Annotated in this window: 20 protein-coding genes and 1 pseudogene; 8 read left to right on the forward strand and 13 right to left on the reverse strand. The window is 55.4% G+C overall.

Annotated elements, in window-relative coordinates; translation table 11 throughout:
* Positions 1-57 precede the first annotated feature (57 nt).
* Genes rfbB through rfbC form a run of 4 tightly spaced genes read left to right on the forward strand, consistent with a single transcriptional unit; the run spans position 58 to position 3,471 of the window.
* Positions 58-1,134, forward strand: a complete 1,077-nt coding sequence (rfbB, locus tag RCH14_RS20600) for a dTDP-glucose 4,6-dehydratase (RefSeq protein WP_343027961.1) — start codon at positions 58-60, stop codon at positions 1,132-1,134.
* Positions 1,131-2,036 carry a dTDP-4-dehydrorhamnose reductase gene (gene rfbD / locus RCH14_RS20605; protein WP_343027962.1) on the forward strand — a complete coding sequence of 302 codons (906 nt, stop codon included), beginning with the start codon at positions 1,131-1,133 and terminating at the stop codon, positions 2,034-2,036. Before rfbB ends, rfbD begins: the two co-directional genes overlap by 4 nt.
* Positions 2,037-2,044: 8 nt before the next feature.
* Complete coding sequence (gene rfbA / locus RCH14_RS20610; RefSeq protein WP_343027963.1) at positions 2,045-2,926, forward strand: glucose-1-phosphate thymidylyltransferase RfbA; 882 nt, start codon at positions 2,045-2,047, stop codon at positions 2,924-2,926.
* The gene (gene rfbC / locus RCH14_RS20615) at positions 2,926-3,471 is read left to right on the forward strand and encodes a dTDP-4-dehydrorhamnose 3,5-epimerase (protein WP_183555750.1); all 546 of its coding nucleotides are present in this window, start codon (positions 2,926-2,928) and stop codon (positions 3,469-3,471) included. The genes rfbA and rfbC overlap by 1 nt, the downstream gene beginning before the upstream one ends.
* 33 nt (positions 3,472-3,504) lie before the next feature.
* Here the strand turns inward: rfbC and RCH14_RS20620 are convergent, their stop codons facing one another.
* The 4 genes from RCH14_RS20620 to RCH14_RS20635 all read right to left on the reverse strand — a co-directional run bounded on the left by RCH14_RS20620 (position 3,505) and on the right by RCH14_RS20635 (position 8,453).
* On the reverse strand, positions 3,505-4,212 hold the full coding sequence (locus RCH14_RS20620; RefSeq protein WP_343027964.1) for a TrkA family potassium uptake protein: 708 nt from the start codon (positions 4,210-4,212) through the stop codon (positions 3,505-3,507).
* Entirely contained in the window at positions 4,202-5,530 is a 1,329-nt protein-coding gene (locus RCH14_RS20625) for a potassium transporter TrkG (RefSeq protein ID WP_343027965.1), read from the reverse strand. The genes RCH14_RS20620 and RCH14_RS20625 overlap by 11 nt, the downstream gene beginning before the upstream one ends.
* A complete protein-coding gene (gene nhaA / locus RCH14_RS20630; RefSeq protein WP_343027966.1) occupies positions 5,527-6,759 on the reverse strand; it encodes a Na+/H+ antiporter NhaA in 1,233 nt (410 codons plus the stop codon). The genes RCH14_RS20625 and nhaA overlap by 4 nt, the downstream gene beginning before the upstream one ends.
* A 332-nt stretch (positions 6,760-7,091) precedes the next feature.
* Positions 7,092-8,453 (reverse strand): chloride channel protein, encoded by a 1,362-nt coding sequence (locus RCH14_RS20635; protein WP_343027967.1) that lies wholly within the window; start codon positions 8,451-8,453, stop codon positions 7,092-7,094.
* A 185-nt stretch (positions 8,454-8,638) separates the two neighbouring features.
* Between RCH14_RS20635 and RCH14_RS20640 the strand changes: the two genes are divergently transcribed.
* Positions 8,639-10,009 (forward strand): DUF1800 domain-containing protein, encoded by a 1,371-nt coding sequence (locus tag RCH14_RS20640; protein ID WP_343027968.1) that lies wholly within the window; start codon positions 8,639-8,641, stop codon positions 10,007-10,009.
* 4 nt (positions 10,010-10,013) lie between these two features.
* Positions 10,014-11,159, forward strand: coding sequence for a DUF1501 domain-containing protein (locus RCH14_RS20645; protein WP_343027969.1), 1,146 nt, complete (start codon positions 10,014-10,016; stop codon positions 11,157-11,159).
* A 46-nt stretch (positions 11,160-11,205) separates the two neighbouring features.
* On the opposite strand, the gene RCH14_RS20650 is transcribed toward RCH14_RS20645, so the two are convergent.
* From RCH14_RS20650 to RCH14_RS20660, 3 genes and pseudogenes are all read right to left on the reverse strand, one after another.
* Positions 11,206-12,261, reverse strand: coding sequence for a phytanoyl-CoA dioxygenase family protein (locus RCH14_RS20650; RefSeq protein ID WP_343027970.1), 1,056 nt, complete (start codon positions 12,259-12,261; stop codon positions 11,206-11,208).
* 106 nt (positions 12,262-12,367) lie between these two features.
* Positions 12,368-12,475 (reverse strand): annotated as a pseudogene (locus RCH14_RS20655) (IS481 family transposase); the annotation flags it as partial.
* A 6-nt stretch (positions 12,476-12,481) separates the two neighbouring features.
* The gene (locus RCH14_RS20660; protein ID WP_343027971.1) at positions 12,482-13,861 is read right to left on the reverse strand and encodes an FAD/NAD(P)-binding protein; all 1,380 of its coding nucleotides are present in this window, start codon (positions 13,859-13,861) and stop codon (positions 12,482-12,484) included.
* A gap of 176 nt (positions 13,862-14,037) precedes the next feature.
* Between RCH14_RS20660 and cysC the strand changes: the two genes are divergently transcribed.
* Together cysC and RCH14_RS20670 are read left to right on the forward strand one after the other, a co-directional pair.
* The gene (gene cysC, locus RCH14_RS20665) at positions 14,038-14,643 is read left to right on the forward strand and encodes an adenylyl-sulfate kinase (protein ID WP_343027972.1); all 606 of its coding nucleotides are present in this window, start codon (positions 14,038-14,040) and stop codon (positions 14,641-14,643) included.
* 159 nt (positions 14,644-14,802) lie between these two features.
* Positions 14,803-16,644, forward strand: a complete 1,842-nt coding sequence (locus RCH14_RS20670) for a glycosyltransferase (RefSeq protein ID WP_343027973.1) — start codon at positions 14,803-14,805, stop codon at positions 16,642-16,644.
* A gap of 54 nt (positions 16,645-16,698) precedes the next feature.
* Here the strand turns inward: RCH14_RS20670 and RCH14_RS20675 are convergent, their stop codons facing one another.
* The 6 genes from RCH14_RS20675 to RCH14_RS20700 form a co-directional block, all read right to left on the reverse strand.
* On the reverse strand, positions 16,699-17,406 hold the full coding sequence (locus tag RCH14_RS20675; protein ID WP_343027974.1) for a Stf0 family sulfotransferase: 708 nt from the start codon (positions 17,404-17,406) through the stop codon (positions 16,699-16,701).
* A gap of 173 nt (positions 17,407-17,579) precedes the next feature.
* On the reverse strand, positions 17,580-18,248 hold the full coding sequence (locus RCH14_RS20680) for a hypothetical protein (RefSeq protein ID WP_343027975.1): 669 nt from the start codon (positions 18,246-18,248) through the stop codon (positions 17,580-17,582).
* A gap of 105 nt (positions 18,249-18,353) precedes the next feature.
* Positions 18,354-18,728, reverse strand: coding sequence for a hypothetical protein (locus RCH14_RS20685; protein ID WP_343027976.1), 375 nt, complete (start codon positions 18,726-18,728; stop codon positions 18,354-18,356).
* On the reverse strand, positions 18,725-20,932 hold the full coding sequence (locus tag RCH14_RS20690; protein WP_343027977.1) for a glycosyltransferase: 2,208 nt from the start codon (positions 20,930-20,932) through the stop codon (positions 18,725-18,727). The genes RCH14_RS20685 and RCH14_RS20690 overlap by 4 nt, the downstream gene beginning before the upstream one ends.
* Before the next feature lie 2 nt (positions 20,933-20,934).
* Positions 20,935-21,489: a hypothetical protein gene (locus RCH14_RS20695; protein WP_343027978.1), complete on the reverse strand. Its 555-nt coding sequence runs from the start codon at positions 21,487-21,489 to the stop codon at positions 20,935-20,937.
* 25 nt (positions 21,490-21,514) lie between these two features.
* Complete coding sequence (locus RCH14_RS20700; protein ID WP_343027979.1) at positions 21,515-23,833, reverse strand: glycosyltransferase; 2,319 nt, start codon at positions 23,831-23,833, stop codon at positions 21,515-21,517.
* Positions 23,834-23,840: the final 7 nt, after the last annotated feature.

The raw sequence follows: 23,840 nt of genomic DNA on the forward strand, positions 1-23,840 counted from the left end.
TTCGCGCAGTGCTCAGGCGCCGCGCAGCCACCGATACCTTTACCAGGAACTGCAGGCATGACTATCCTCGTGACTGGCGGAGCGGGCTTTATTGGCTCGAACTTCGTCATCGACTGGCTCGCTCACAATGACGAACCCGTCGTCAACCTCGACAAGCTGACCTACGCCGGCAATCTTCAAAACCTGACCACGCTGGAAGGCGACAGCCGCCATCACTTCGTGCGCGGCGACATCGGCGACGGTGCCCTGGTGGCGCGCCTGCTGGCCGAGCACAAGGTGCGGGCCGTGCTGAACTTCGCGGCCGAAAGCCATGTCGACCGTTCGATCGAAGGCCCGGGCGCCTTCATCCAGACCAATATTGTCGGCACCTTCAACCTGCTCGAAGCCGTGCGCGCTTACTGGAACGGTCTGGACGAGCAAGCCAAGGCCGAGTTCCGCTTCCTGCACGTGTCGACCGACGAAGTGTATGGCACGCTGGGCAGCGATGCGCCGGCCTTCACCGAGCAGCACCGCTACGAACCGAACAGCCCGTACTCGGCCACCAAGGCCGCGTCCGATCACCTGGTGCGTGCCTACCACCACACCTACGGCTTGCCGGTCCTGACCACCAACTGCTCGAACAACTACGGCCCGTACCACTTCCCCGAAAAACTGATTCCGCTCGTGATTCACAACGCGCTGGCCGGCAAGCCACTGCCGATCTACGGCGATGGCCAGCAGATCCGCGACTGGCTCTACGTGACCGACCACTGCAGCGCGATTCGGCGCGTGCTCGAAGACGGCCGTCTGGCCGAAACGTACAACGTCGGCGGCTGGAACGAGAAAGCCAATATCGACGTCGTGCGCACGCTGTGCGCGATCCTCGACGAACTGCAGCCGCGCGCGGACGGCGCGTCGTACGCAACGCAGATGACGTTCGTGAAAGACCGCCCGGGGCACGATCGCCGCTACGCGATCGATGCCGGCAAGCTCGAGCGCGAACTGGGCTGGCGCCCGGCCGAAACGTTCGACACGGGCATCCGCAAGACCGTCGAGTGGTACCTCGCCAACGGCGCCTGGGTCGAGAACGTCACCAGCGGCGCCTATATGGAATGGGTCGACCGCCAGTACACGGCAGAAAACGCTGCCGCATGAAGATCCTGCTGCTGGGTAAAGATGGCCAGGTCGGCTGGGAGCTGCAACGCGCGCTCGCGCCGCTGGGCGAGCTGCGCGCGCTGGGCCGCGCCGACGCCGATTTCACCGATCCCGAATCGCTGCGCGCCGTCGTGCGCGCGTTTGCGCCTGACGTCATCGTCAATGCCGCCGCCTACACCGCGGTCGACAAGGCCGAGAGCGACGCTGCCATGGCGCACAATGTCAATGCCGTCTCGCCGGGCGTGCTGGCCGAGGAAGCCGCCGCCGGCAACGCCTGGCTCGTGCACTACTCGACCGACTATGTCTTTGATGGCACGAAAGTGGGCGCCTGGGTCGAAACCGACGCCGTCAATCCGCTGTCGGTGTACGGCCGCACCAAATACGACGGCGAGCAGCGCATTGCCGCCAGCGGCGCGCGCCACCTGATCCTGCGCACCAGCTGGGTGTTTGCACCGCGCGGCGGCAATTTCGCCAAGACGATGCTGCGCCTGGCCAAAGAGCGCGACACGCTCAATGTGGTCGCCGACCAGCATGGCGCGCCGACCGGCGCCGAGCTGCTGGCCGATGTCACCGCGCTGGCGCTGCACCGCATCGCCGCCCCTAGCGTGGATGCGCAGGGGTTGTCGGGCCTGTACCACCTGGCCGCCGCCGGCAGCACCACCTGGCACGCCTACGCCCAGCACGTGCTGGCGCAGGCGCAAAGCCATGGCGCCGTGCTCAAGGCCGGGCCGGACGCCGTGCAGCCCATCGCCGCCAGCGCATTCCCGACCCCGGCTGTGCGGCCCGCCAATTCGCGGCTCGACTGCAGCAAGTTCAGCGCCAATTTCGGCCTGAGCCTGCCCGACTGGCGCCACCACGTCAACCGATTGATTGCCGAACTGTCGGCGCAAGGAAACCTATGAGTAACGCTATGCAACGTAAAGGCATCATCCTCGCCGGCGGCAGCGGCACCCGCCTGCATCCGGCCACGCTGGCGATCTCGAAACAGCTGCTGCCCGTGTTCGACAAGCCGATGATCTACTATCCGCTGAGCACCCTGATGCTTGGCGGTATCCGCGACATCCTGATCATCTCCACGCCGCAAGACACGCCGCGCTTCCAGCAACTGCTGGGCGATGGCGCGCGCTGGGGCCTGAACCTGTCGTACGCGGTGCAAGCCTCGCCCGACGGCCTGGCCCAGGCCTTCATCATCGGTGAAGATTTCATCGGCAACGCGCCTTCGGCACTGGTGCTGGGTGACAACCTGTTCTATGGCCACGATTTCAACCAGCTGCTCGAGCGCGCCGATGCCCGCACCGACTGCGCCAGCGTCTTCGCCTACCACGTGCAAGATCCCGAACGCTACGGCGTGGTGGAATTCAGCGATGACGGCAAGGCCATCAGCCTGGAAGAAAAGCCGGCCAAGCCGCGCTCGAACTATGCCGTGACGGGCCTGTATTTCTATGATGAAAACGTCGCGCAGATGGCGCGCACGCTCAAGCCGTCGCCACGGGGCGAACTCGAGATCACTGACCTCAACCGCATGTACATGGACATCGGCAAGCTCAATGTCGAGATCATGGGCCGCGGCTACGCCTGGCTCGACACCGGCACCCACGAGTCGCTGCTCGACGCCGGCCAGTTCATCGCGACGATCGAACAGCGCCAGGGCCTGAAAGTGGCGTGCCCCGAAGAAATCGCGTATCGCAAGGGCTGGATCAACGCTGCCCAGCTCGAAGAACTGGCAGCGCCCCTGCGCAAGAACGGCTACGGCCAGTATCTGGTGCGTGTTTTGAATGAAAAGGTATTTTGATGCAGATTACTCGCTTGGCAATTCCAGACGTCCTGAAGATCGAACCGCGCGTGTTCGGCGACGACCGCGGCTTTTTCTACGAAAGCTTCCACCAGGCCCGCTTTGAAGAAGCAGTCGGCCGCAAGGTATCGTTCGTGCAGGACAATCACTCGAAATCGACCAGCAACGTGCTGCGCGGCCTGCACTACCAGATCAAGCAGCCGCAGGGCAAACTGGTGCGCGTGGTCGCCGGCAGCGTCTACGACGTGGCGGTCGACCTGCGCCGCGCGTCGCCGACCTTCGGCCAGTGGGTCGGTGAAATCCTCTCGGCCGAGAACAAGGCCCAGCTGTGGGTGCCCGAAGGTTTCGCGCACGGCTTCGTCGTGCTGTCCGAAACGGCCGAGTTCGTCTACAAGACGACCGACTACTACGCACCCGAGCACGAGCGCTGCATCGTCTGGAACGATCCGAGCCTGGCGATCACCTGGCCGATCAGCGCGACGCCATCGGTGTCGGCCAAGGACGAGAAGGGCACGATGTTCGCCACCGCCGAAGTGTTCGAGTAACAGGGCGACCGGCCGCGGGGCCCTGGCACGGCCCTAGCGTTTCTTGCCTTTCTTGTCGCCGCCGGCGAACAGCTCGATCTTCTTGGTCGGGCCCGACACGATCAACAGGTCGCCCGGCAGGATGCGGGTCTCGCCCAGCGCATGCTGGAAGTCTTCGTTGAGCCGTTTCACGCCCACCACCGTGACGCCAAAGCGCGCGCGCACGTGCGACTCGGCCAGCGTGATGTTGTGCGTTTCGGCCGGCGCATTGATCTTCGCGATCGCAAAGCCGTCCTCGAACTCGATGAAATCCATCAGCCGCCCGGTGATCAGGTGGGCCACGCGCGCGCCCATGTCGGCTTCCGGGTAGACCACGTGATGGGCGCCGATGCGCTGCGCGATCTGGCCGTGCTCGGGCGTCATGGCCTTGACCCAGATATCCTTGATGCCCAGTTCGGACAGCACCATCAGCGTCATGAGGCTGGCCGCCAGGTCCGAGCCGATGGCGACGATGGCATGCGAAAAATCGGCCACACCCAGCTGCAGCATCACGTTCTCGTTGGTCGAATCGGCCTGCACGGTGTGCGTGAGCCGCTCGCTCCAGAGCTGCACCAGATCTTCCCTGCGGTCGATGCCCATGACATCGTGCCCCAGGCGCATCAGCGATTGCGCCACTGCGCCCCCGAAGCGGCCCAGGCCGATCACGACGACGCTGTCGCCCGCCGAAAAGGCGAACTGTTCTGTGAAAATTCTACCCAACAATTGGATGGTCCTCCGGATAACGATAGGGCATGCGCCGCTTGCCCAGGATGAGCGAGGTCGCGAGGGTGATCGTGCCGACCCTGCCAATGAACATGAGTAAGGCCAGCACCAGCTGGCCCGATGCCGGCAGCTGGGCAGTGATGCCGGTGGAAAGGCCGGCGCTGCCGAACGCCGAGATGACTTCAAAAATGATCTGGTCGGTCGGGAAATCCGAGAGCCGCAACAGTGTCACGGTACCGGCTGCCACGATCACGCTGCCCAGCACGAGTACGGTCACGGCCTGGCGCTGCGCCGCCAGCCCCACCCGGCGGCCGAAGGCCTCGGTGTCGGACTGGCCGCGCGCTTCGGCAACCACCAGCAAGACCAGGATCATGACCGTGGCGACCTTGACACCGCCCGCCGTGCCCGCGCTGCCGCCCCCGATGAACATCAGCAGATAATGCAGCGCCCAGGTCTCGGGCGTCAGCACGCCGATGTCGACGGTATTGAAGCCCGCTGTGCGCGCAGACACCGAAATGAACATGCTGTTGAGAAGCTTGTCGGGGGTCGACAGGGCGCCCAGCGTGGCGCCGTTGTGCCACTCGAACAGCAGCACCGTGACGAAGCCGCCGACGAGCAACATCAGCGTGGCGGTGAGTGTGAGCTTGGTGTGCAGCGACCAGTGGCGCGGATCGCGCAAGCGGTGGCGCAGGTCGTGCAGCACCGGGAAACCAATGCCGCCGACGACGATGGCCACCATGATTGGCAACAGCACCAGCGCGTCGCTCGCATAGCGGGTAAGGCTGTCGGCATGCAGCGAAAAGCCCGCGTTGTTGAACGCCGCGACCGCATGGAAGAGGGCGCTCCACGCCGCGTCGGCCCACGCCAGATCGTGCCCGGCGCGCAGCCGCACGAACAGGATGCCGGCGATCGCGAGTTGCAGCAGCACCGACACGGTCAGCACGACCCGGGCCACGCTCGCGATGTCGCCCATGCCCAGCGAGCGCGTTTCGGTCTGCGCGATCAGGCGCGTGCGCAGGCGCGACGAGCGGTTGACCATCAGGCCGAGCAGCGTGGCGGCCGTCATCATGCCGAAACCGCCCAGCTGGAACAGCGCCATGATCGACGCCTGGCCGAAGCCCGACCAGTAGGTGCCGGTATCGACGACGACCAGGCCGGTGACGCACACGGCCGAGGTGGCGGTAAACAAGGCAACCATCAAGGGCGCGCCCTGGCCGCTGGTGCTGGCCAGCGGCAGCATCAACAGCAGCGTGCCGACCAGTATCGCCCCTGCAAACAGCAGGACGACGACCCTGGCCGGATGCAGGATGGTGGTCATGCCGCCCGCGATGGCCCGGTGTCCGGGGTCCCGTCATCGAAATCCATGGTGTCGGGATCCGTGTCGCCTTCGGCCGGTGCGCCGAACAGCTTGAGCCAGACGAAGCCCAGGATGCCCGCCGCCAGCGACGCGGCCAGAATCGCCATCTTCGACGCGTTGATGACCTCTGCCTCACCGACAAAGGCGAGGTTGGTGATGAAGATCGACATCGTGAAGCCGATCCCGCCCAGCAGGCCGGCGCCGATCACGTGGCGCCATGCCAGATCGAGCGGCAGGCGGCACACGCCGAGCATCACGGCGGCAAAGGTGAACAGGAAGATGCCAACCGGCTTGCCGGCGACCAGGCCGGCGATGATGCCCAGGCTGTTGGACGACATCAGTTCGCCGGCCCAGCCGGCGCCGATCACGATGCCGGTATTGGCCAGCGCGAAGATCGGCAGGATCCCGAACGCGACGGGCGTGTGCAGCACGTGTTCCATCCGGTGCGCCGGCGAAGAGGGATCGTCCTGCGTGTGCGAATACGGGATGGTAAAGGCCAGCAGCACGCCGGCAATCGTGGCGTGCACGCCCGACATGAGCATCAGGAACCACATCACCGCGCCGCCCAGCAGGTAGGGCCACAGCGCCAGCACCCGTAGGCGGCGGTTCATCAGGAACAAGGCGACGAACATGGCCAGCGCGCCGACCAGGTAGCCGACCTTGAGCTCTGCGGTATAGAACACGGCAATGACGATGATGGCGGCCAGGTCATCCATGACGGCCAGCGCGGTCAGAAAAATCTTGAGCGACGCCGGCACCCGGCTGCCCAGCAGGGCCAGCACGCCCAGCGCGAACGCGATGTCGGTGGCCATTGGAATGCCCATGCCCGGCTGGGTGTGCGTGCCGCCATTGAGCGTAAAGTGGATCAGCGCCGGCACCGCCACGCCGCCCGCCGCGGCAATGATGGGCAGCAGCGCATTGCGCAGGTCGGACAGTTCGCCGTTGTTCAGTTCGCGCTGCAGCTCCAGGCCAATCAACAAAAAGAAGATGGCCATCAGCGCATCATTGATCCACAGTTCGACGCTCAGGCCGGCAAGGTTGATCTGCCAGAACGCGAGATAGGGCGCACCCCAGGGTGAATTGGCGACCATCAGCGACAGGATGGTGCACACGATCAGGATCGTGCCGCCCGCCTTGCCGGACGCGGCGAATTCCTTGAACGTGTTCGATAGACGCTTTTCAATGCGCATTGTGGTTCTCCAAAAGTGCTTGGGCGTCATCTGGCAACCCCCGTGTGTGATGAGGCGGCGCAGCTGATGCCGGGGCGCTCGTGTGAGTGGGGTGTGGCGTGAGGTATGGCGTGAGGTATGGCGAGATTCGGCCGAAGTGGCCGATCGCGTCGTGGACAGCGGATGATGGCCGGAAAGCCGGGCAGGGTTGCAGGTGCATGGTGGGGTCGCGTAGTAGCCCGCGTGGCGGCCCGACCAGCGCAAATCCTGTCATGCCTGGCGGCATGAACACCCTGGTCGGATTATAACGTAATTAATTGACATGTCGCCCCCGCTCCGGGACGGGCGGCGCATCATGGCGCCCGCGCGGGCGGCGCGTCGGAGCTGGCCTGGTGAGCGGGCCGCGGCGGCAACTGGATCGTCGCAAGCGCGCTGTACAGCGGCGGCGTGAGCACGCGCGAGACGGTGCTGGCGACGACTGCGCAGGCCATCAGGCTAAGCACCATGCTGTGGCCATCGACCATTTCCATGACGATGATGAAGGCCGTCAATGGCGCCTGCGTGGCGGCGGCCAAAAAGCCCACCATGCCCAGCGCGATGAGCGCCGCGCCATGCGGGTAACCGGTGAGCGAGGCGATATTCTGGCCCATGGCCGCACCGATCGACAGCGACGGCGCGAAGATCCCTGCCGGCACGCCCGACCACGCCGTGAGCCAGGTCGCGACGAACTTGAAGAACGCAAACGCCACCGGCACATTGGCTTCGTTTTCCAACAGGCTGCGTGTGGCTTCGTTGCCGCTGCCGTAGGTCGCCCCACCGCTGAGCACGCCAATCACTGCGATCAGAAAGCCACAGCCCAGTGCAAAGCGCACCGGGTAGCGGGCGCGCCAGCGGGTTGGCAGATCGGGCGAGACGCCGCGCAGGCTGGCGATCAGTACGCGGGCGAACAGGCCGCCGGCAAAGCCGCACACGACGGCGGCCAGCAAACCGGGCCACAGCAGCGACAGCCCGATCGGCCCCGGATGAATGACGCCGAAGTGCGGGCCATTGCCATGGACGGACACGGCGATCAGGCCGGCCAGCACGATCGCCGCGACAATCAGGCCGCTGTTGCGCTGCTCGGGCGCGCGCGACAGTTCTTCGATGGCGAACATGATCCCCGCCAGCGGCGTGTTGAACGCGGCCGCAATACCCGCCGCGCCGCCCGCCACCAGCAGCGAATGGGCGCTGATGCCGCTGCCGCGCGGCAGCCAGCGGCGCGCGGCAAGCATCACGCCGGCGGCGATCTGGACCGACGGGCCTTCGCGCCCCAGCGACAGCCCGCCCAGCAGGCCGGCCGAGGTCAGGCCGATCTTGGCGAAGCTGATTTTCAGGGACACGAGCAGGGGCCGCCGGCCACCGGACAGGGCCGGGTCGAGCGCCGCCATCACTTGCGGAATGCCGGAACCACCGGCGCCGCGCACGAAGCGCCGGGTGACCCAGACGATGGCGGCGCACAGCAGCGGCGTCCAGATCAGAGGCACCCACCAGGCGAAGGCGGCGATCTCGTTGAACTGGGCGAATGCCGACTCGGCCAGCCAGGTAAACGCCACGACCACGAGGCCGGCGATAGAAGCCGTGCCGACGACGACGATGCGGGTGCGCCAGAGATTGGCGGAGATGAGTTCGCGTTTGAAGGCGGAGCGTACGTCGTGCGGGGCTGGGTCGTGGGACATGGTGGGCTCGAGGGGACGAGGTCGTATTATATATATTTGTGCGAATGTATTTGCACCCACACTGTTGTAATGACACCAATATGGAAAAAATTCTGTACACCCTGCGGGCCAGGCGGTTACGGACAGTTACAGACCATACAGGTCGGTATGACCTGCCAGGGTAGTTACGGTTCTATACTCGGGCCATGATCAGCGATTCCATTGCGCGCAACCGTCTGGGCCTCGGTGCGCGACCGGACGACAAGCCCGTTACCGATCCGCGGCGCTGGTTGCTGGCGCAGCTCGATGAGTACGAGCCGTTGCCGCTGCCATGGCGTTCCATCGAGCGCACCCCGGCGCGCGTCGCGCAGTGGGTAGAGCAGCAGGCCGCCATCCGCAACGCCCCCGAGGCGCAGCGTGCCAGCGTCCGTGAAGCCTGGCAGCGCGCGGGCAGGGCAGCCTATCTGGCCGGCGTGGAGGCGCGCACGAACAGCGCCCTGCAAAGCAGCACGCCGTTTGTCGAGCGCCTGAGCCACTTCTGGGCGAACCATTTTGCGATCTCGGTCGAAAAAGTACCGGTCCTTGGCTTTTCTGCCAGCTACGAGGCCGATGCCATCCGGCCCCATGTACTAGGGCGCTTCGAGGATTTGCTGCTCGCCGCGGTGCGCCATCCCGCCATGCTGTTGTATCTCGACCAGTCGATCTCGACCGGGCCGGACAGCGTCGCCGGGCGCCGCGCCAGCGCGAAAGCGCCGGATCGGCCGACGCGCGGCTTGAACGAGAACCTGGCGCGCGAAATTCTCGAACTGCACACGCTGGGCGTGCGAAGCGGCTATACCCAGGCCGACGTGGTGGAGTTTGCCCGCGCACTGACCGGCTGGACGCTACCCGGCCCGCAGTCGCCTGACGGGGCCGCGCACACCTTCCGGTTCCAGGCCAACCAGCACGAACCCGGCGCGCGCACGGTGCTCCGCCGCAGCTACGCCGACGATGGGGAGCAGCAGGCCACGGCCATCCTGCGCGATCTGGCCAGGGCCCCGGCGACTGCCAGCCACATCGCCACCAAGCTGGCGCGGCATTTCATCACCGACGATCCAGCGCCGGCATTGGTCAAGCGTTTGGCGGACAATTTTCTGCAGACCGGCGGCGACCTGACGGCCCTGTACCGCGAACTGGTGAGCGCAGCAGATGCCTTGCAGCCAGTGGCCGCCAAGTTCAAGTCGCCCTGGGACTGGACCCTGTCCAGCCTGCGCGCGATGGGCGTGCAGACCGTGCCGGCAGCGCGCATCCAGTTTCTGATGGGCCGGCTTGGCCAGCCTGTCTGGCGGCCCGGTTCGCCGGCCGGCTATGGCGACGTCAGCGCCACCTGGGCGGCCCCGGATGCGCTGCTGCGCCGGGTAGAAATCGCGCAGCGTCTGGCCACCGAGTTTGGCAGCAAGATCGATGCGCGCGCACTGGCGCCACGCGTGCTGCCGGATACCTTGAGCCGACCGACCGCAAGCGCGATTGCAGGGGCAGAAAGCCCGGCCAATGCGCTCGCGTTGCTATTGGCATCGCCCGAATTCTTGAGAAGGTAAAAACATGCTCAACCGACGTGGTTTTATTTCCAGTGCAGCAGCATTGCTTGCCGCGCCCCGGATCGCATTCGCCGCTGCCGAGACCGAGCGCCGCTTCGTGTTCATCATCCAGCGTGGCGCTGCCGATGGCCTGCATACGGTGATTCCCTACGCCGATCCGGCCTATGCGCGGTTGCGCGGGGCCCTTGCCATTGATCCCACCGAAGCGTTGAAGCTGGACGGCACGTTTGCGCTGCACCCGTCGCTGACCGGCATTGCCGATCTGTACAAGGCGGGGCAGGCCAGCCTGTTCCACGCGGTGGCGTCACCCTACCGCGATCGCTCGCACTTCGACGCGCAAAATGTCCTCGAAACCGGCGGCAAGGCGCCGTTCGCGGTCAAGGACGGCTGGATGAACCGGCTGGCCGGCATGCTGCCACGGCGCAGCAATCAGGCCATCGCGTTTGCGCCCACGCTGCCGCTGGCGCTGCGGGGCGCAATCGATGTCGCGTCGTACGCGCCATCCGGCCTGCCGCACGCCAACGACGATCTGCTGCTGCGCGTGCAGAAGCTGTATGAAGGCGATGCCCAGCTGAGCGGGCTCTGGTCAACGGCGCTCAAGGCGCAGGGCATGGCCGGTGCGACCGGGGGCGGCAAGGGTCAACAGTCGTCGGTCGAACTGGGCAAGGTTGCTGCAGGTTTTCTGGCGCGCGCAGACGGCCCCCGGATCGCCATGATCGAAACCAATGGCTGGGATACGCACAGTGCGCAAAAGGGGCGCATGGCGACGCAGCTGAACAACCTCGATGACTTGATCAGCGGGTTGCAGCAGGGACTTGGGGATGCGTGGGCGAAGACGACCATTCTCGTTGCCACCGAGTTCGGGCGCACCGTTGCCGCCAATGGCACGGGCGGAACCGATCACGGGACTGCGTCGGCTGCCATGCTGATTGGTGGTGCGGTGAAGGGTGGGAAGATTGTCGCGGATTGGCCCGGACTTGCGAGTGCTGACCTGCTCGAGAATCGTGACTTGCGACCGACCCTTGGCCTTGACGCGCTGGTGGCGCAGGCCTGCGCGGACGCTTTCCAGCTTGATCCGCAACGCACTGCGCAGGTGTTGTTTCCCGATTCACGACCGGACAAGGCATCATCGCGTTTATTGCGCGGGTGAGTCAGGTAGCGGCCGTGCCTCGACGCATGTCCGCCAGTGCGTCAGTTCAGGGCCGCAGCCGACGCTTTTCACTTTTTCCATGCTGCAGGTAGTGCTGCTCTGGATCGACGCCAGCTGCTGCCACGTCCGGATTGGCCAACAGGTACAGCTGCGGATCAAAGGCTCGCGCCTCATGCCAGTTCGTTTGTCCGGGCGATGTCGCTTCAATAAAACTCTCGGGTATTTCATAGCCGGCGACACGATTGGGGACATGCTCACCCGTCACGATATTGGTGAGCGCACGGAACGCGATGCTGCCATAAAAGGGGTCGGACATCATCGGCGTGTAGTACGCACAATCGTCGAAAAAATAATGCGTGACCTGTGACCAGCGAGTGCGGCTCGGATCAAGTTGCTTCGTGCCGCCGTGCATCAGGTTGGCAGCCCAGATCAGCGCCTGCCCCTTCTTCGCGTGGAAATAATCCGGCTGCGCATCATGTGCTTCTACCAGGTCGCGCCACATCGATTCGTAAATGGCCTGCGACTTCGTCCCTTCCAGCTCCGCAATACACTTGCCGATGTGTTCGTTCGTATAGATCGGCCAGCGATGGCTGCCGGGGAAGTACATCAGTGGCCCATTGGACGCATCGATATCTTCCATGGCAACCCACACACCGCACATGAAGCGTTCAGGGCTGGAGCTGAAGTGGATCGAGTCCGTATGAAAGTGCTGCTGGGTACCAACCGGGAAGTTCAGCGTCTGGAATGGCCAGGCCTGGCGGCCATACAGTTGTGACAGCATGGCCAGCAACTTCTCGTTGCAGGCGATGCGCTTGACGTTGTCGTCGAACTCCCATGCGTCCTGCACGCGCAGGCTGATGCCGGCTTTGTGGCCGTGGTCACGCCAGCCTTCCAAATCGTAATGGCCGTGGAGCGTTTGCTTGATCGACTCGGCCATCGAATCGAAATCCTGATCGGGGAAGTCCAGTACTGCGTAGCCTTTGGTTGCCAGTTCAAAGGCGACGCGACGGGTTTCTGGATCGATGGATTCGTCGAATATGCGTGCGAACAGAGGGTGTTCGACACTTGGAACGCCGGGAAGCGAGTTTTTAAAGTTCGTCATAAATACTCAGTTTTATAATATTTACATGATAATCCAATAGTTATAGCCAGCCTATTATTTTCTGAGAACTGGTGTTCAAGCTGTGCGCTTTCTTCTGAAAAGATAGTTATTGCCTGTCAAGTCTCGCGTGTTCATAAACGAGTTTGACGAATAATTCGGGCTTGGCATGCTGCCAGTCTTTGAGTGCCTGAATTGGCATTCTTGTACCGATGGCAACCGTTTAACTATCTTCTCTAAGCTTGCGTGATAAATTTTTTGCGATGACGCGAAGGTCGGGAACAGCGGTTGCCTCCCAATATCGCGCCTTCAGCCAGGGTCCAATGTAAAATAAATTATCAGATGCCTTTCCTGACGCACCGATCACTGCACAATCGGCAGTAACATCAATGCCTAAGGCGAGGGAATCTAATTTCACAAGGTTATCGTTAAACAGCTGTGTCATTAGCTCGCTGCCAGTTTGGCGAGGATCTGCGCACGGGCCTGTACAGTTCACAACATGCTGCGTTTGCTCCACCTTGGCTTGCGTAGCGCCACGCGGCGTGTAATGGACATCGATTTTCTCTTGATCAAAATTAATTTTTAAAAGCCGTCCAGACAGGGCCCGCATTGTTCCAGATTCACGTGCAGCTGTGAGTTTTTCTGCAACTCCAGGTGCAAGGCGATGTCTATGAGAGTCCCAATATGGCTGAACGTGTCGAAGAAAGCGACGACGTTCTATCTCGGGGTACTTAGACCAGATCCCAGCGGTCGCGGGACGGAGCAAAGCAAGTGCTTCACGCCAATCTCGACCCTCCGTAGCTAACATACGACAATATTTCCTAAAGGCCCGAACTTGTAAGCGCACTGTATCCGCATCTTTCCAAATTGCGTCAACTCCTACAATCATGGGCTTTCCAGCAGTGTGGCGATGGGCCTGCGGCAATAGACCGCGTCGTGAAATAGCTACGATCTTTCGCATTGGATTGCGACTGAGCAATGTCATCGCGACATCAACAGCAGTAAGCCCTGTTCCCAAAAGAACGACAGGTGCACGTGATGGAATTGAATCTAAGCTGTCGTGAGACCAAGGATCATGTATATAACGTTCACTTGTATAGAAGTTCGGATTCTCAATAGGCACTCTAGCCGAAGGGAAGTGCCCCAGGGCTAAGATCACTTTATCTACCTCAATTTTTACACCGTCGTCGAGAGTAACAATCGATTTCCCTGCGCAATTTTCTGACTTTATGTGCTTGACTTTTCGATAGACCCGATGAAGATGGACGTGGGCCGGCGCGTTTCGTTCCGCCTCGTTTAGTATCCATTCAAGATAATCGCCGTATATCCGTCGCGATACGAACGAACTTGGCAATACTGATGAGTCATGTGCCCTCGCGTAGTCTAAAAAATGATTTGGAAGCTCTTCAAATGCACTCATATTTCCAGCAGGGACATTCAGAACATGGAACGGACTATGCGTACCATAAGCCATGCCTCGAGCTATGCGGCCGGATCCGTTAATCAAATACACGTCAGTTCGCTTAGTGCCTGCTTCCTTGATTAATCTTGCAGCAAGTACTGTCCCGGAGAAGCCGGCACCAATGATAAGATAGCTCTTCATGATAATTTTTACGACTGTAAAGGACCTAGATAAGGTATTCTACGCTGAAGTGCTTGATGCATGGAAAAATTTTAGATGTTGATAAACGATTTTCTCAGGAATTCTAAGATTGAAAGCTAATCAAATGTTTTTAAACTTGGGCTAATGTTGTTTTTTTATAATTAAAAATGGTGATTATGAAATCGAGTAATACCACTTGGCATCACGCTACAGTTACGCGAGACGGAAGAGAAAAGCTTCATAACCATCGAGGTGTTGTTGTTTGGTTCACTGGACTTTCAGGTTCGGGCAAATCGACACTCGCGCATGCTGTTGAAGAAAAGCTGCACATGCTTGGATGCCATACATTTGTTCTTGATGGTGATAATGTACGACACGGATTATGTGCAGATTTGGGTTTTAGTCAAACTGATAGAACTGAAAACATCCGACGAGTGGGGGAAACATCAAAACTTTTCGTCGAAGCTGGCACCATTATTTTGACAGCATTCATATCACCTTTTCGAAATGACAGAGATCGAATAAAAAAATTATTGGATGTCAATGATTTCATGGAGATTTATTGCCAGTGTCCAGTGAGTACTTGTGAGGAGAGGGATGTCAAGGGGCTTTATAAGCTGGCGCGAGAGGGGCATATAGCTGAATTCACTGGAATTTCGTCTCCATATGAAGAGCCATTGGATCCAAAGTTGGTCATCAATACAGAGTCTACTAGCCTCGAACGAAGTGTAGAAATGGTTGTAGAACTCTTGAAGATAAGCCGTGTGATACACCCTAAATGAAAATAAAACTGCGCCTGCTCATTTTTCACCATCAATCTTTTCGGTACGAAAGATACACTGATTGAGATGATTTTCTGAGATAGAGCCTTCTATTTTCTATTTTCATTACTTGGGCCTGTTTCAACTCACTTTTAAGGTACATAAGTTTAGCTTGATACTATGAATAACAACGATCAAAAAAATTCTAGTTTCCCCATCGATTGCCTCAACAGACTAGTTGAGAAAAACAGGGAGCTTAAAAACCAAAATCCTAATTGGCAAAGCTATTTTTTACCTGTAGAAGAGCTGTCAGAAGGGTTACCAATACCACTTCTGGGGATAATGGTGTTGATCTGGCAATTGCGACCAATGGATTTACAAATTATTTACCCTCTAGATACCATTGAAAGTAGGTTGGAATTTATAGGTTGGTGTGTTGCCAACGGTAGTCGAGAATATGTAACATTAAGAGAAAATCGGGAGTGGTGGGATAAATTACGTAGCAAAGCAACTATAGAAGATTCGTCGATGGATCGACCAGACGCAGGTAATATATATACTTGGGAGATGGTATTTGTCGAACGAATGCGAAAAGACCTAAAATTTGACATAAAAACCATTGGTGGTAGAAATGATTTTTTTGTATGGTTTACTAATCACGGCTCTAAGGAAATAAATTTAGTAGAATGGACTCCAAGTAATTGGCAGAAAAAATATTTGGAAAAAAATTCTGGATACCATTCGCTAACTAATTATGAGCTGATTGTCTACCAATCACGCCAAGACGTAATGGATGCGTTTCCATTACCTGAAGAATATGATAATTTTATTAAGTGGCTTTCGCCAGCAATCGAATTTCCTCCGCCGCAATCAATTCATGCGCAAGAAATATTTAGTGAAATCGATAAAGATCCATTTGGAGTAAATGTAATAGGTTATGCATTTGGGCAATTGGGAATTGGCGAAGATGCGCGAATGGCTACCGCGGCTTTAGATTGCGCATCAGTACCGGTTCTCATGCTTAATTTTGCGCCTGGAAAAAATGTAGGGCAAAATGAACTATCGATGCAAAAATTCGTTAAGCCAGATGGCAAATATAATATAAATATGTATTGCCTCACGGCTATTGAACATGGTAGGTACTTTGCTGAGAATGGTAGTGAAGCAATCGTAAAAGGCTATAACATAGGTTATTGGCCATGGGAACTTAACGAGTGGCCGGATGAGTGGAGCCACCTCTTTGCCTTAGTCAATGAAGTTTGGGTTTCTAGTCGGCATACATACGACTCAATTGCTCCAATTTCAAGCGTGCCAGTCATACTGATGCCAATGGCAGTTGAGATTCCGCAACCTAGTGGCAAGACAAGATCTGATTTCGGATTGCCTCAAGATGGGTGCTTGTTCTTATTCTCTTTTGACATAAATTCTTCTATCTATCGGAAAAATCCATCAGCTTGTATCGATGCATTTTTGCTGGCTTTTCCTCACTCGGAATTTACTAACGAAGTTGGATTAGTAATCAAGGTTCAAGCCGGCCATAAAAATAATGACGTATACCCGGTTCTGAAATCTCTTCATGAGAAAGATTCTCGTATATTTCTAATCGAAGAAACTTTAAGTAAACCAGATTTATTGGCGCTGTACAAATGCTGTGATGCATTTGTTTCTCTACACCGCGCTGAAGGATTCGGGAGGAATATCGCAGAAGCGATGTTGTTAGAGCGACCAGTTATCGTAACAGGATATTCTGGCAATCTTTCATTTAATTCTAGTGAAAACTCGCTTTTGGTTAAGTCAAGACTTATTCCAGTGCAACCTGGTGAATATGAAAATTCCTCTGGAATGGTATGGGCCGAGCCAGATATCATTCATGCCTCTAAACGAATGAAGCAGATTCTACATTGCAAGGACGCAGTGAAAATTATCTCTAAGGCTGGAAAAAGCGTTATCGAATTTCAACATAATCCACTGACAGTTGGGAAACGTTATCGCGAACGATTAGAGCTAATCAAGCCGACGTGAGTGCCGGCTGTTTTCAATAGTCCTGGTATTCTTAAAAAAATTTTCCGATAATTTTTATTCTACCTGATGATAATTTTCTAAGAGATATTCACGGAATGCTCGCTCTGCCTCGCTTTTGAGCGGTTGACCAGTCTTTTTAAGTTTTGCTGGACTTATGGTCAATAGTTGCTCATCAAACGGTAAACCTAATTTATTGATTGTATTTTTTAGCACCTCCAATTCATTCCCAATAAAGTCTTCGTAATAGATCGTTGTCGATTTCTCAACGAAATGAGAGAAGTTTTCGAGATAATCATCCGATAAGATAATCATTTTTAAAGCATCATAGATAGACTCATTACTTATTGAGACTTTGTTGTCAGGTGATGTCTTGGGATCGTCATAGAAATGCCAGGTGTCGGAGGCGATAGCAGTGGCAAGGCTGACAGCCTGCTTTATTCTATTTCGCCGCCGTATAATTATCCAACAAGCGTTCTGTCCAAAAAAATGGTCGTATAATTCGGGATTTCTTTTTACTTCTCTACAGATTATTGAAAGTGATGCGCACATAATTTTAGCGCATTTAATTCCAATACTATTTTGGCCTAAACTTGATAATATACTTTCGATCTGATCCGCATCAGTCGAATCGCTCAGCTGATTAAATAGCTCTTTCCCCGCGTCCCAAAAATCGACTTTGAACGAATCTGAGAAACTATATGCTAAGGATTCCGCAATGTATGTGGAACCGCTTCGTACCTCTGATGCAATAAATAAATTCATTTGTATAATCAAACTTAAAAAATTTAGAATAAATATTTAAAAAAATTATTTTTCGCAACGTAGCGTTATCTACATAATAGTGACTTACTAACGAATTTAAAATTTTCACATTGGATAATTGTAAAAATTACTAAATAATAATTTAAATATTGATTGTTTTTCTTCAACTCGTATTAATACAAGTATGTGTTTATTAGTGACGCCGTAAATCTATAAAGTAGACCAGCTTCTCTAAGTTTTGCAGAAACCGAATGATTATCATAAGGATGTGTTATAACTGTGACATTTGGTTTTTTTCTTAGTTTCTCGATTTGCAGCCAATCGTTCCAAGCAAATTGCTCATCGTGATCGCTTTCAGAGCGTGACATATTAAGTAAAATCTTTGTCGGACTGGAAGCATCAAAAAATTCACCCACATCCTTAATTCGAATGTCTGGCGTCATTTGACATTGTCCGTTAAATACATTCCGCGTTTGTGGAGAAAACGCTATGCATAAGTCAGCATTTAACAAATGTGAATAGAACAGTGCACCATATCCACCGCTACTCTGCCCACAAAGGCATATTTTCTTATACTTCCGATCTGCTATAAACTGCTTCAGTTCAAGAATCGCTTGGTCGATATTAGCGTGAGAGGAAGTCAGACCTGTCGTGTACCACGAATTCATTATGTCACGGACGGTCAAAATATCACAGTTTGCCAATCTTGCGATCTCCGGATTAAAATGCGGCTCGTTAATCCCTCCAAACCAAATGATTAAATTATCGGAACCGTAATCGTGAAATATAACTTCATCCGATTTCAATAATTCATTATATTTTTCCGTTGATAATGTATTCATATTTAAATATCCGATCCAGATCTGATATGAGAATATTATTCTTCTTAATTTAATTAATTTATATAAATATTCATTTGGAAAATTTGGTTATCCAAATTTTTTACACTATCCTCTTAGGATTTTTCTCAGGCCAATTATTTCCTCTTCTAGTGATACCAGGGCTTTGCTTTGCTCAGTATATAATTTCTGTTTCTCAAACAACTGAATTTGGATCTCTTGGTGCTGCATTTTAATCGTCTTCTTTAATGCTGCTCGAGGCTCGTCCGTTAGACACCTTAAAACTCGAGGTGCTTTTGATTGCAAAACCTTTTTTACTCTAGGATACTTTTCGAGGAAATCTGTCTCCAATAAGATTTTAGCCAGAAGTTCAGAATAATCTCCAACCTCTTGACCGAGTAAAGCAGCTTCTGTATTAGTTATATGCTCACCGGTGAAAGTGTTCCAAGCAGATTGAATTTTCTCTACGGAAGTAGGCATCATTTCAAAGATTCCATTTTATTATCGAATTTCTTTTCGTTTAAGATGTGTCGATACGTCGATTCAATACCATCAATCATCTTGTCGACAGTGAATTTTTCCCTGAAACTTTTTTCTGCAGCCGCACCGATCTTATTTGCAAACTTTGGGTTGTTAAGCAGTTTTTGAATGACTGCAGCGATTTCTCTCGCATCTGAAGGATTAACCAGTATGCCTGTTTTCTCATGGTCCACTACTTCGACTAATCCGCCAACGTTGCCAACGATTACGGGTTTTGCGTATCTCATTGCTTCGATAGCAATCAACCCGAATGATTCGAAGCGCGATGGAGCTAAGAAAATTGTGCATTCTCTATATGCTTGTTGGAGGTCATCGTCAGTGACATAGCCCTCAAGGCTGATTCGATTTTTAACTTCAACCGGTAACCCACCATGATATTTTTTCACTGCCGCCAAACAGTCCTGATCGTCGGTCTCGGAACCTATAAACCGGAATAGAACATCTGTTTCTACAGCACAAACCAGAGCTGCTGCTTCCAGCGCAGTATCAAATCCTTTTCTCGATTCCTGCCTACCGACGAAGAGAATCGTCGGTTGTTTTGTTTGCTCGATTGTGCCAACTATTGGATCATCAACTCCGTGAGCAACTACGCGGGTACGTGCCTCAATTGAAGATTGGTATGACTCATCAATCTCTCTCACCACAGCGTGAGTATTTCCCAAAAACGAAGCGCAGTTTTCAAATATAAACTTCTCGGCTTTTATTATTTTATCGACGTGATTTAGCTTGTAGAGCGCACGATGCCAATTTGGCTTGTAAGGAAGAGCAAGTTTATAGGTGGTATGTAGTGATGTCACAACAGGAACAGGTGCGAGCATCAGGGTAACTAGTCCCTCGACGTCCCAGATTGGTGCTGAAACTAGATCTATATTCTTAAATCCAATACGGCGTATTTCTTCGTACACGGCAACGGACCAATCTAATATATCTGACGGAATATCTAGTTGCGAAGTGAGATTATTAAACTCAGAGCTTTTAGTAGAGTTAATATTATGCACCCAGACGCCTGCATTATAATCAACCGTCTCAACGGAGTGGCTCTTTGTTACGACATGAACTTGGTGACCGCGCTTCGCCAGTCCGTAAGCTACGTGACTTGTCCATCGTGCAATCCCCGAAGTGTCTTTCGGAGGAAATCCTTGACTCACTAAAACGATTCTCAGAGCGTCTTTGAACGGATTACTGAATGGCTTAAAATCACGGCTGATCGACTCTTCGGTCCGTAAAGCCAGATTCGTCGGTGCCGGGTCCTGGGAAAGACTTCGACCATCTTCTATCCCACGTTCTACGTCTAAATTTAGTAATGCTGCAGCACCTTCACTCATATGGCCATGCTTGGAAAGCCAAGCGTTGTCACGGCGCAGATTTGACTGATAAAGACTCATTGCGTCTTCTACTCTTCGCTCGCCAAGCAATGGTTTACCGTGGCGGCACATGAAATAAGCTTTACTTCGAGCGGTCACGTACAGCGTTGTTGGAACTTTGTTAGGATTACGCAAGTGACTTGGAGCATATCGGTGATATATGATTGCTTCAGGCGTATAAATAATCTTCCCGCCCAAATCAACTAAACGCGCGCACACGTCTGTTTCATCTAGGAAGTACGCGAAAGTTTCATCAAAGCCGCCGATTTTTTTCATTGCTGACAGGCGGAACGAAGAGTTTGTTCCCAATAAAGATACGAAAAAACCTGTGCCGGAAAATTGATATACTTCTGTTGATACTCCGCTAGGGACTGAGTATGCTTCCCCTAAACGGTCGCAGATCGTTGTAGTTGCTTGGTACTTTTTTCCTGTGTGGTCGATAGTGAATCCGCCAACGCCGTAAATTTCGTCGGAGGAGTACCCTGCCACAATATTTTTTAACCAGTTAGTATCGACAACTGCGTCATCATCAATAAATGCAACTATTTCGCCTCTTGCGTTTGCCAGTCCGATATTTCGTGATATCGATAAGTTTCGTTCACTGCATTCGACATATGTGATGGATTCAGAAAAGCGACTACATACCTCTTTCGTGTTATCGGTAGATGGTCCATTTACAACAATAACTTCAAATTCTGGGTAGTCTAAATTCCATAGTCCACGCAGGCAATCTTGCAACTGCTTTGCGCGGTTATAGGTATTAATAATTATCGAAACTTTCATTTTTAACCAAATTTCTTGTCGTGAAGAAGCTTAATGAGTGCTGGATGTTTCTCATAGAACTCAGGAGAGTCAAACATAGCGGCAAATAGCGATGACTTTTCGGCATGATGCACTAATTGATAATTTATTGCGTTAACGTCTTCCGGTTCCCTTAGGAAAAGAAGACGAAAGACAGAAGAGATGTCTTCAATGGTCAGACTTTGTTTTGGCAGCTTAGTGGCGAGTTTAATGCTGTTGAACAGATACTCATTATCTCCCTGAGTTGCGTACACCGATATATTTTTCTCATCGCCAGTAGTTTGTAAAGGAATTTGAAATCCGACTGCTTCGCTTGGTGCCCCTGCGCTTAGTACATCAGGACGGGACTCGTCTGCTATTCGACGTGCGAGCGTACGGCCGTCGCTGACTACTTTTATTGTGACCGGTTCTGGCGAGTCTGCGTTAAACATCCAACCGAAAAGGATGGCTACGCCGTTTCTAATTTCCAGCTTGTCAACGCTGCCGTAGAAATTCGTGCCTTCAATTCGTGGAAAGCTGAAAATTTTATCGTTGCTCATTATTTTGGAGGTGGTAGTTAATCGATCAGCGCGGTGCGCGGTTCCGTGGAGGCAAGGCGTATCCTCCGTATGCGTTGCTGTTCGGATCTAAGTTTAAACTCGGATGGTATGCAGGGTCACTTAGAAGTATCCTTGCCCATTTATTTCGTAGCTTTTCTATTTCGCGAAGTGACCGTTCTCGCTTTTGAGGTGTATCTTCAGTCCCACGACTTGCCGATTCGGCGTGCAACAATTTAGAATTTGGTGTCCAAACGATGGTCTTGCCCGATGCAAATATTTTTAAGCACAGATCAACGTCGTTGAATGCCACTGGAAAGGCATCTTTATCCATTCCACCGAGGTCTAGGAAGTCTTGGCGGTTGAGGAACAGGCAGGCAGCGGTACAGCCGCTAACCTGCTGCACTAACTGATTACGACCATGATCACCCCAATCGCCATCGGCTAAGCGGTTCCCAAAATGCCCCGCCACATTCCCCACGCCAAGCAACACCCCGCCATGCTGTACCATCCCATTCGGCCACAGTAACTTGGCACCAACCGCACCAACGCCTGGCCGCAACAGCTGCGAGATAATCTCGTCAAGCCAGCCATCGTGCAGTGCTTCAATGTCGTTGTTCACCAGTCCAATGATCTCGCCACTGGCCTGCGCAATCGCCCGATTATTCAGGTCCGCGTAGTTAAACGGCCCCGGCATCGGTAACACCCGCACACCCTGCTGTGCAACCTCCGCAAAGTAGGCATGCGTCTCGTCGTCGGTTGAACCGTTGTCGATGATGATGATCTCGAGCTTCGGCCAGTCGGTGTAGCGCTGGATCGTGCTGATGCACCGCTGCAGCAGGTCGACACGGTCACGCGTCGGGATAATAAGGCTGATGGTCATGTCCCGCGCGCCTTCCGGCAACGGATGACGCGCGCGCCGCGCTGCCCAGGCAACGCCTTGCGGCGCATTCGGCAATTCTTCGAGTAGTGCATGCGGCTGCACTGCCAGCGATGCACGCGTGGCAGCGGCAAAACGCGCAGTGCGTTCTTCGGTGGTCAATGGCGACAGCACGCGCAGTAGCACGCGCGGCACGTGCACGACGCTGGTGGCGCCGTCATGCCATACCGCGGCCAGTGCATCCCAGGCGAAGCCGGCGGCATGTTCGATGCCTGGCAAACCCTGCGCGACGTCGCTGCGCACCAGCAGAAAATCGAGCGGATAGTCGCTCGCGAACGCGTAATCGGGATTCCATGCCGGCTTGAACCACGGCCGGCCTTCAAATTCACTGTCGGTGTACACGACCTTGGCATCCGGCAGCGCGAAGCCTTCCAGCGCGTATGCCAGTGCATGCGGCGCCAGCGTGTCGCCGGCGCGTACGCAGCCGATGACGTCGCTGTTAGAGACCAGTGCCTGCGCCAGCAGCGCCGGGAATGGTTGGCCGGAGAAGGTCTGCGCGCTCATGCCGTGCTGCGCCTGTACGCTGGCGATCGTGCGTTCCAGCTGCGCCGCATCGGCGTCGCCCGTGATGATGATGGCGGTGCGCAGGGTCGGCAGCGTCGTTGGCCCCTCGCGATCGAAGCGGGCCGACCATTCCGGCCAGGCCGACATGGGCAGGCTGCGCGGCAGGTGCCGCTGGTAGATGTCGGCGACGTTCACCAGCAGGTCGTCGGCGTCGGGCGGTAGCAGGCCGGCCAGGCCATCGAGGGCGCAGCAGATCGTCAGAGGGCTGCCGTTCAGTGGGCGGCCTTCGTCGTCCACCACGCGCACGCTGTGCATTGCGCCGTCCGCCAGCGAGGCGGGCAGGGCGAGGTCGAAGCCATGGGCGCCGTCGATATGGCCGCGCATCGATGGGAAGATGATATTCGCGCTCGCTTGCGCCACCATGTCGTTGCCGACGAAGGCGCGCACCGAAAGGGTCCGGTTCGGATCGGCCGGGTCGAGCGCCCAGCCGTGCAGGCGCAGGCCGCCGTCGCCGACCACGGTGTTGACGGCTGCGGCCGGCGGCAACGTCGGCTGACGCAGGCGTACGTGGCCGGCCAGTGGCACAGTGGTGTTGGCGATGCGCGCCGAAACGACGCCGGCCGAATGTGCCGGCAGCGCGCCAAGATCGGCGACGAAGCCGTGGCAGACGTCGCCGGCGCCCAGTGCGCTCAAGCCTTCGAGCAGGTCGGATCGGGCGACGTCGGCAATGATGCAGGCGATAGGTTCGTCATCGAGGCACACTTCGACCACGACGCGGCTGTTGGGCCGTTCTGCATCGATAGCCCAGCCATACACCAGTTTGTCGTGAAGTCCATCTACTACGCCATGCCATCGCACCGCGACTGCGGTTGCGCCATCAGGTAGTACGGTTTCGGTATTCATTACGGGA

Origin of the sequence: Massilia sp. MP_M2, assembly GCF_039123635.1 — a bacterium.
Taxonomy (GTDB): domain Bacteria; phylum Pseudomonadota; class Gammaproteobacteria; order Burkholderiales; family Burkholderiaceae_D; genus Telluria.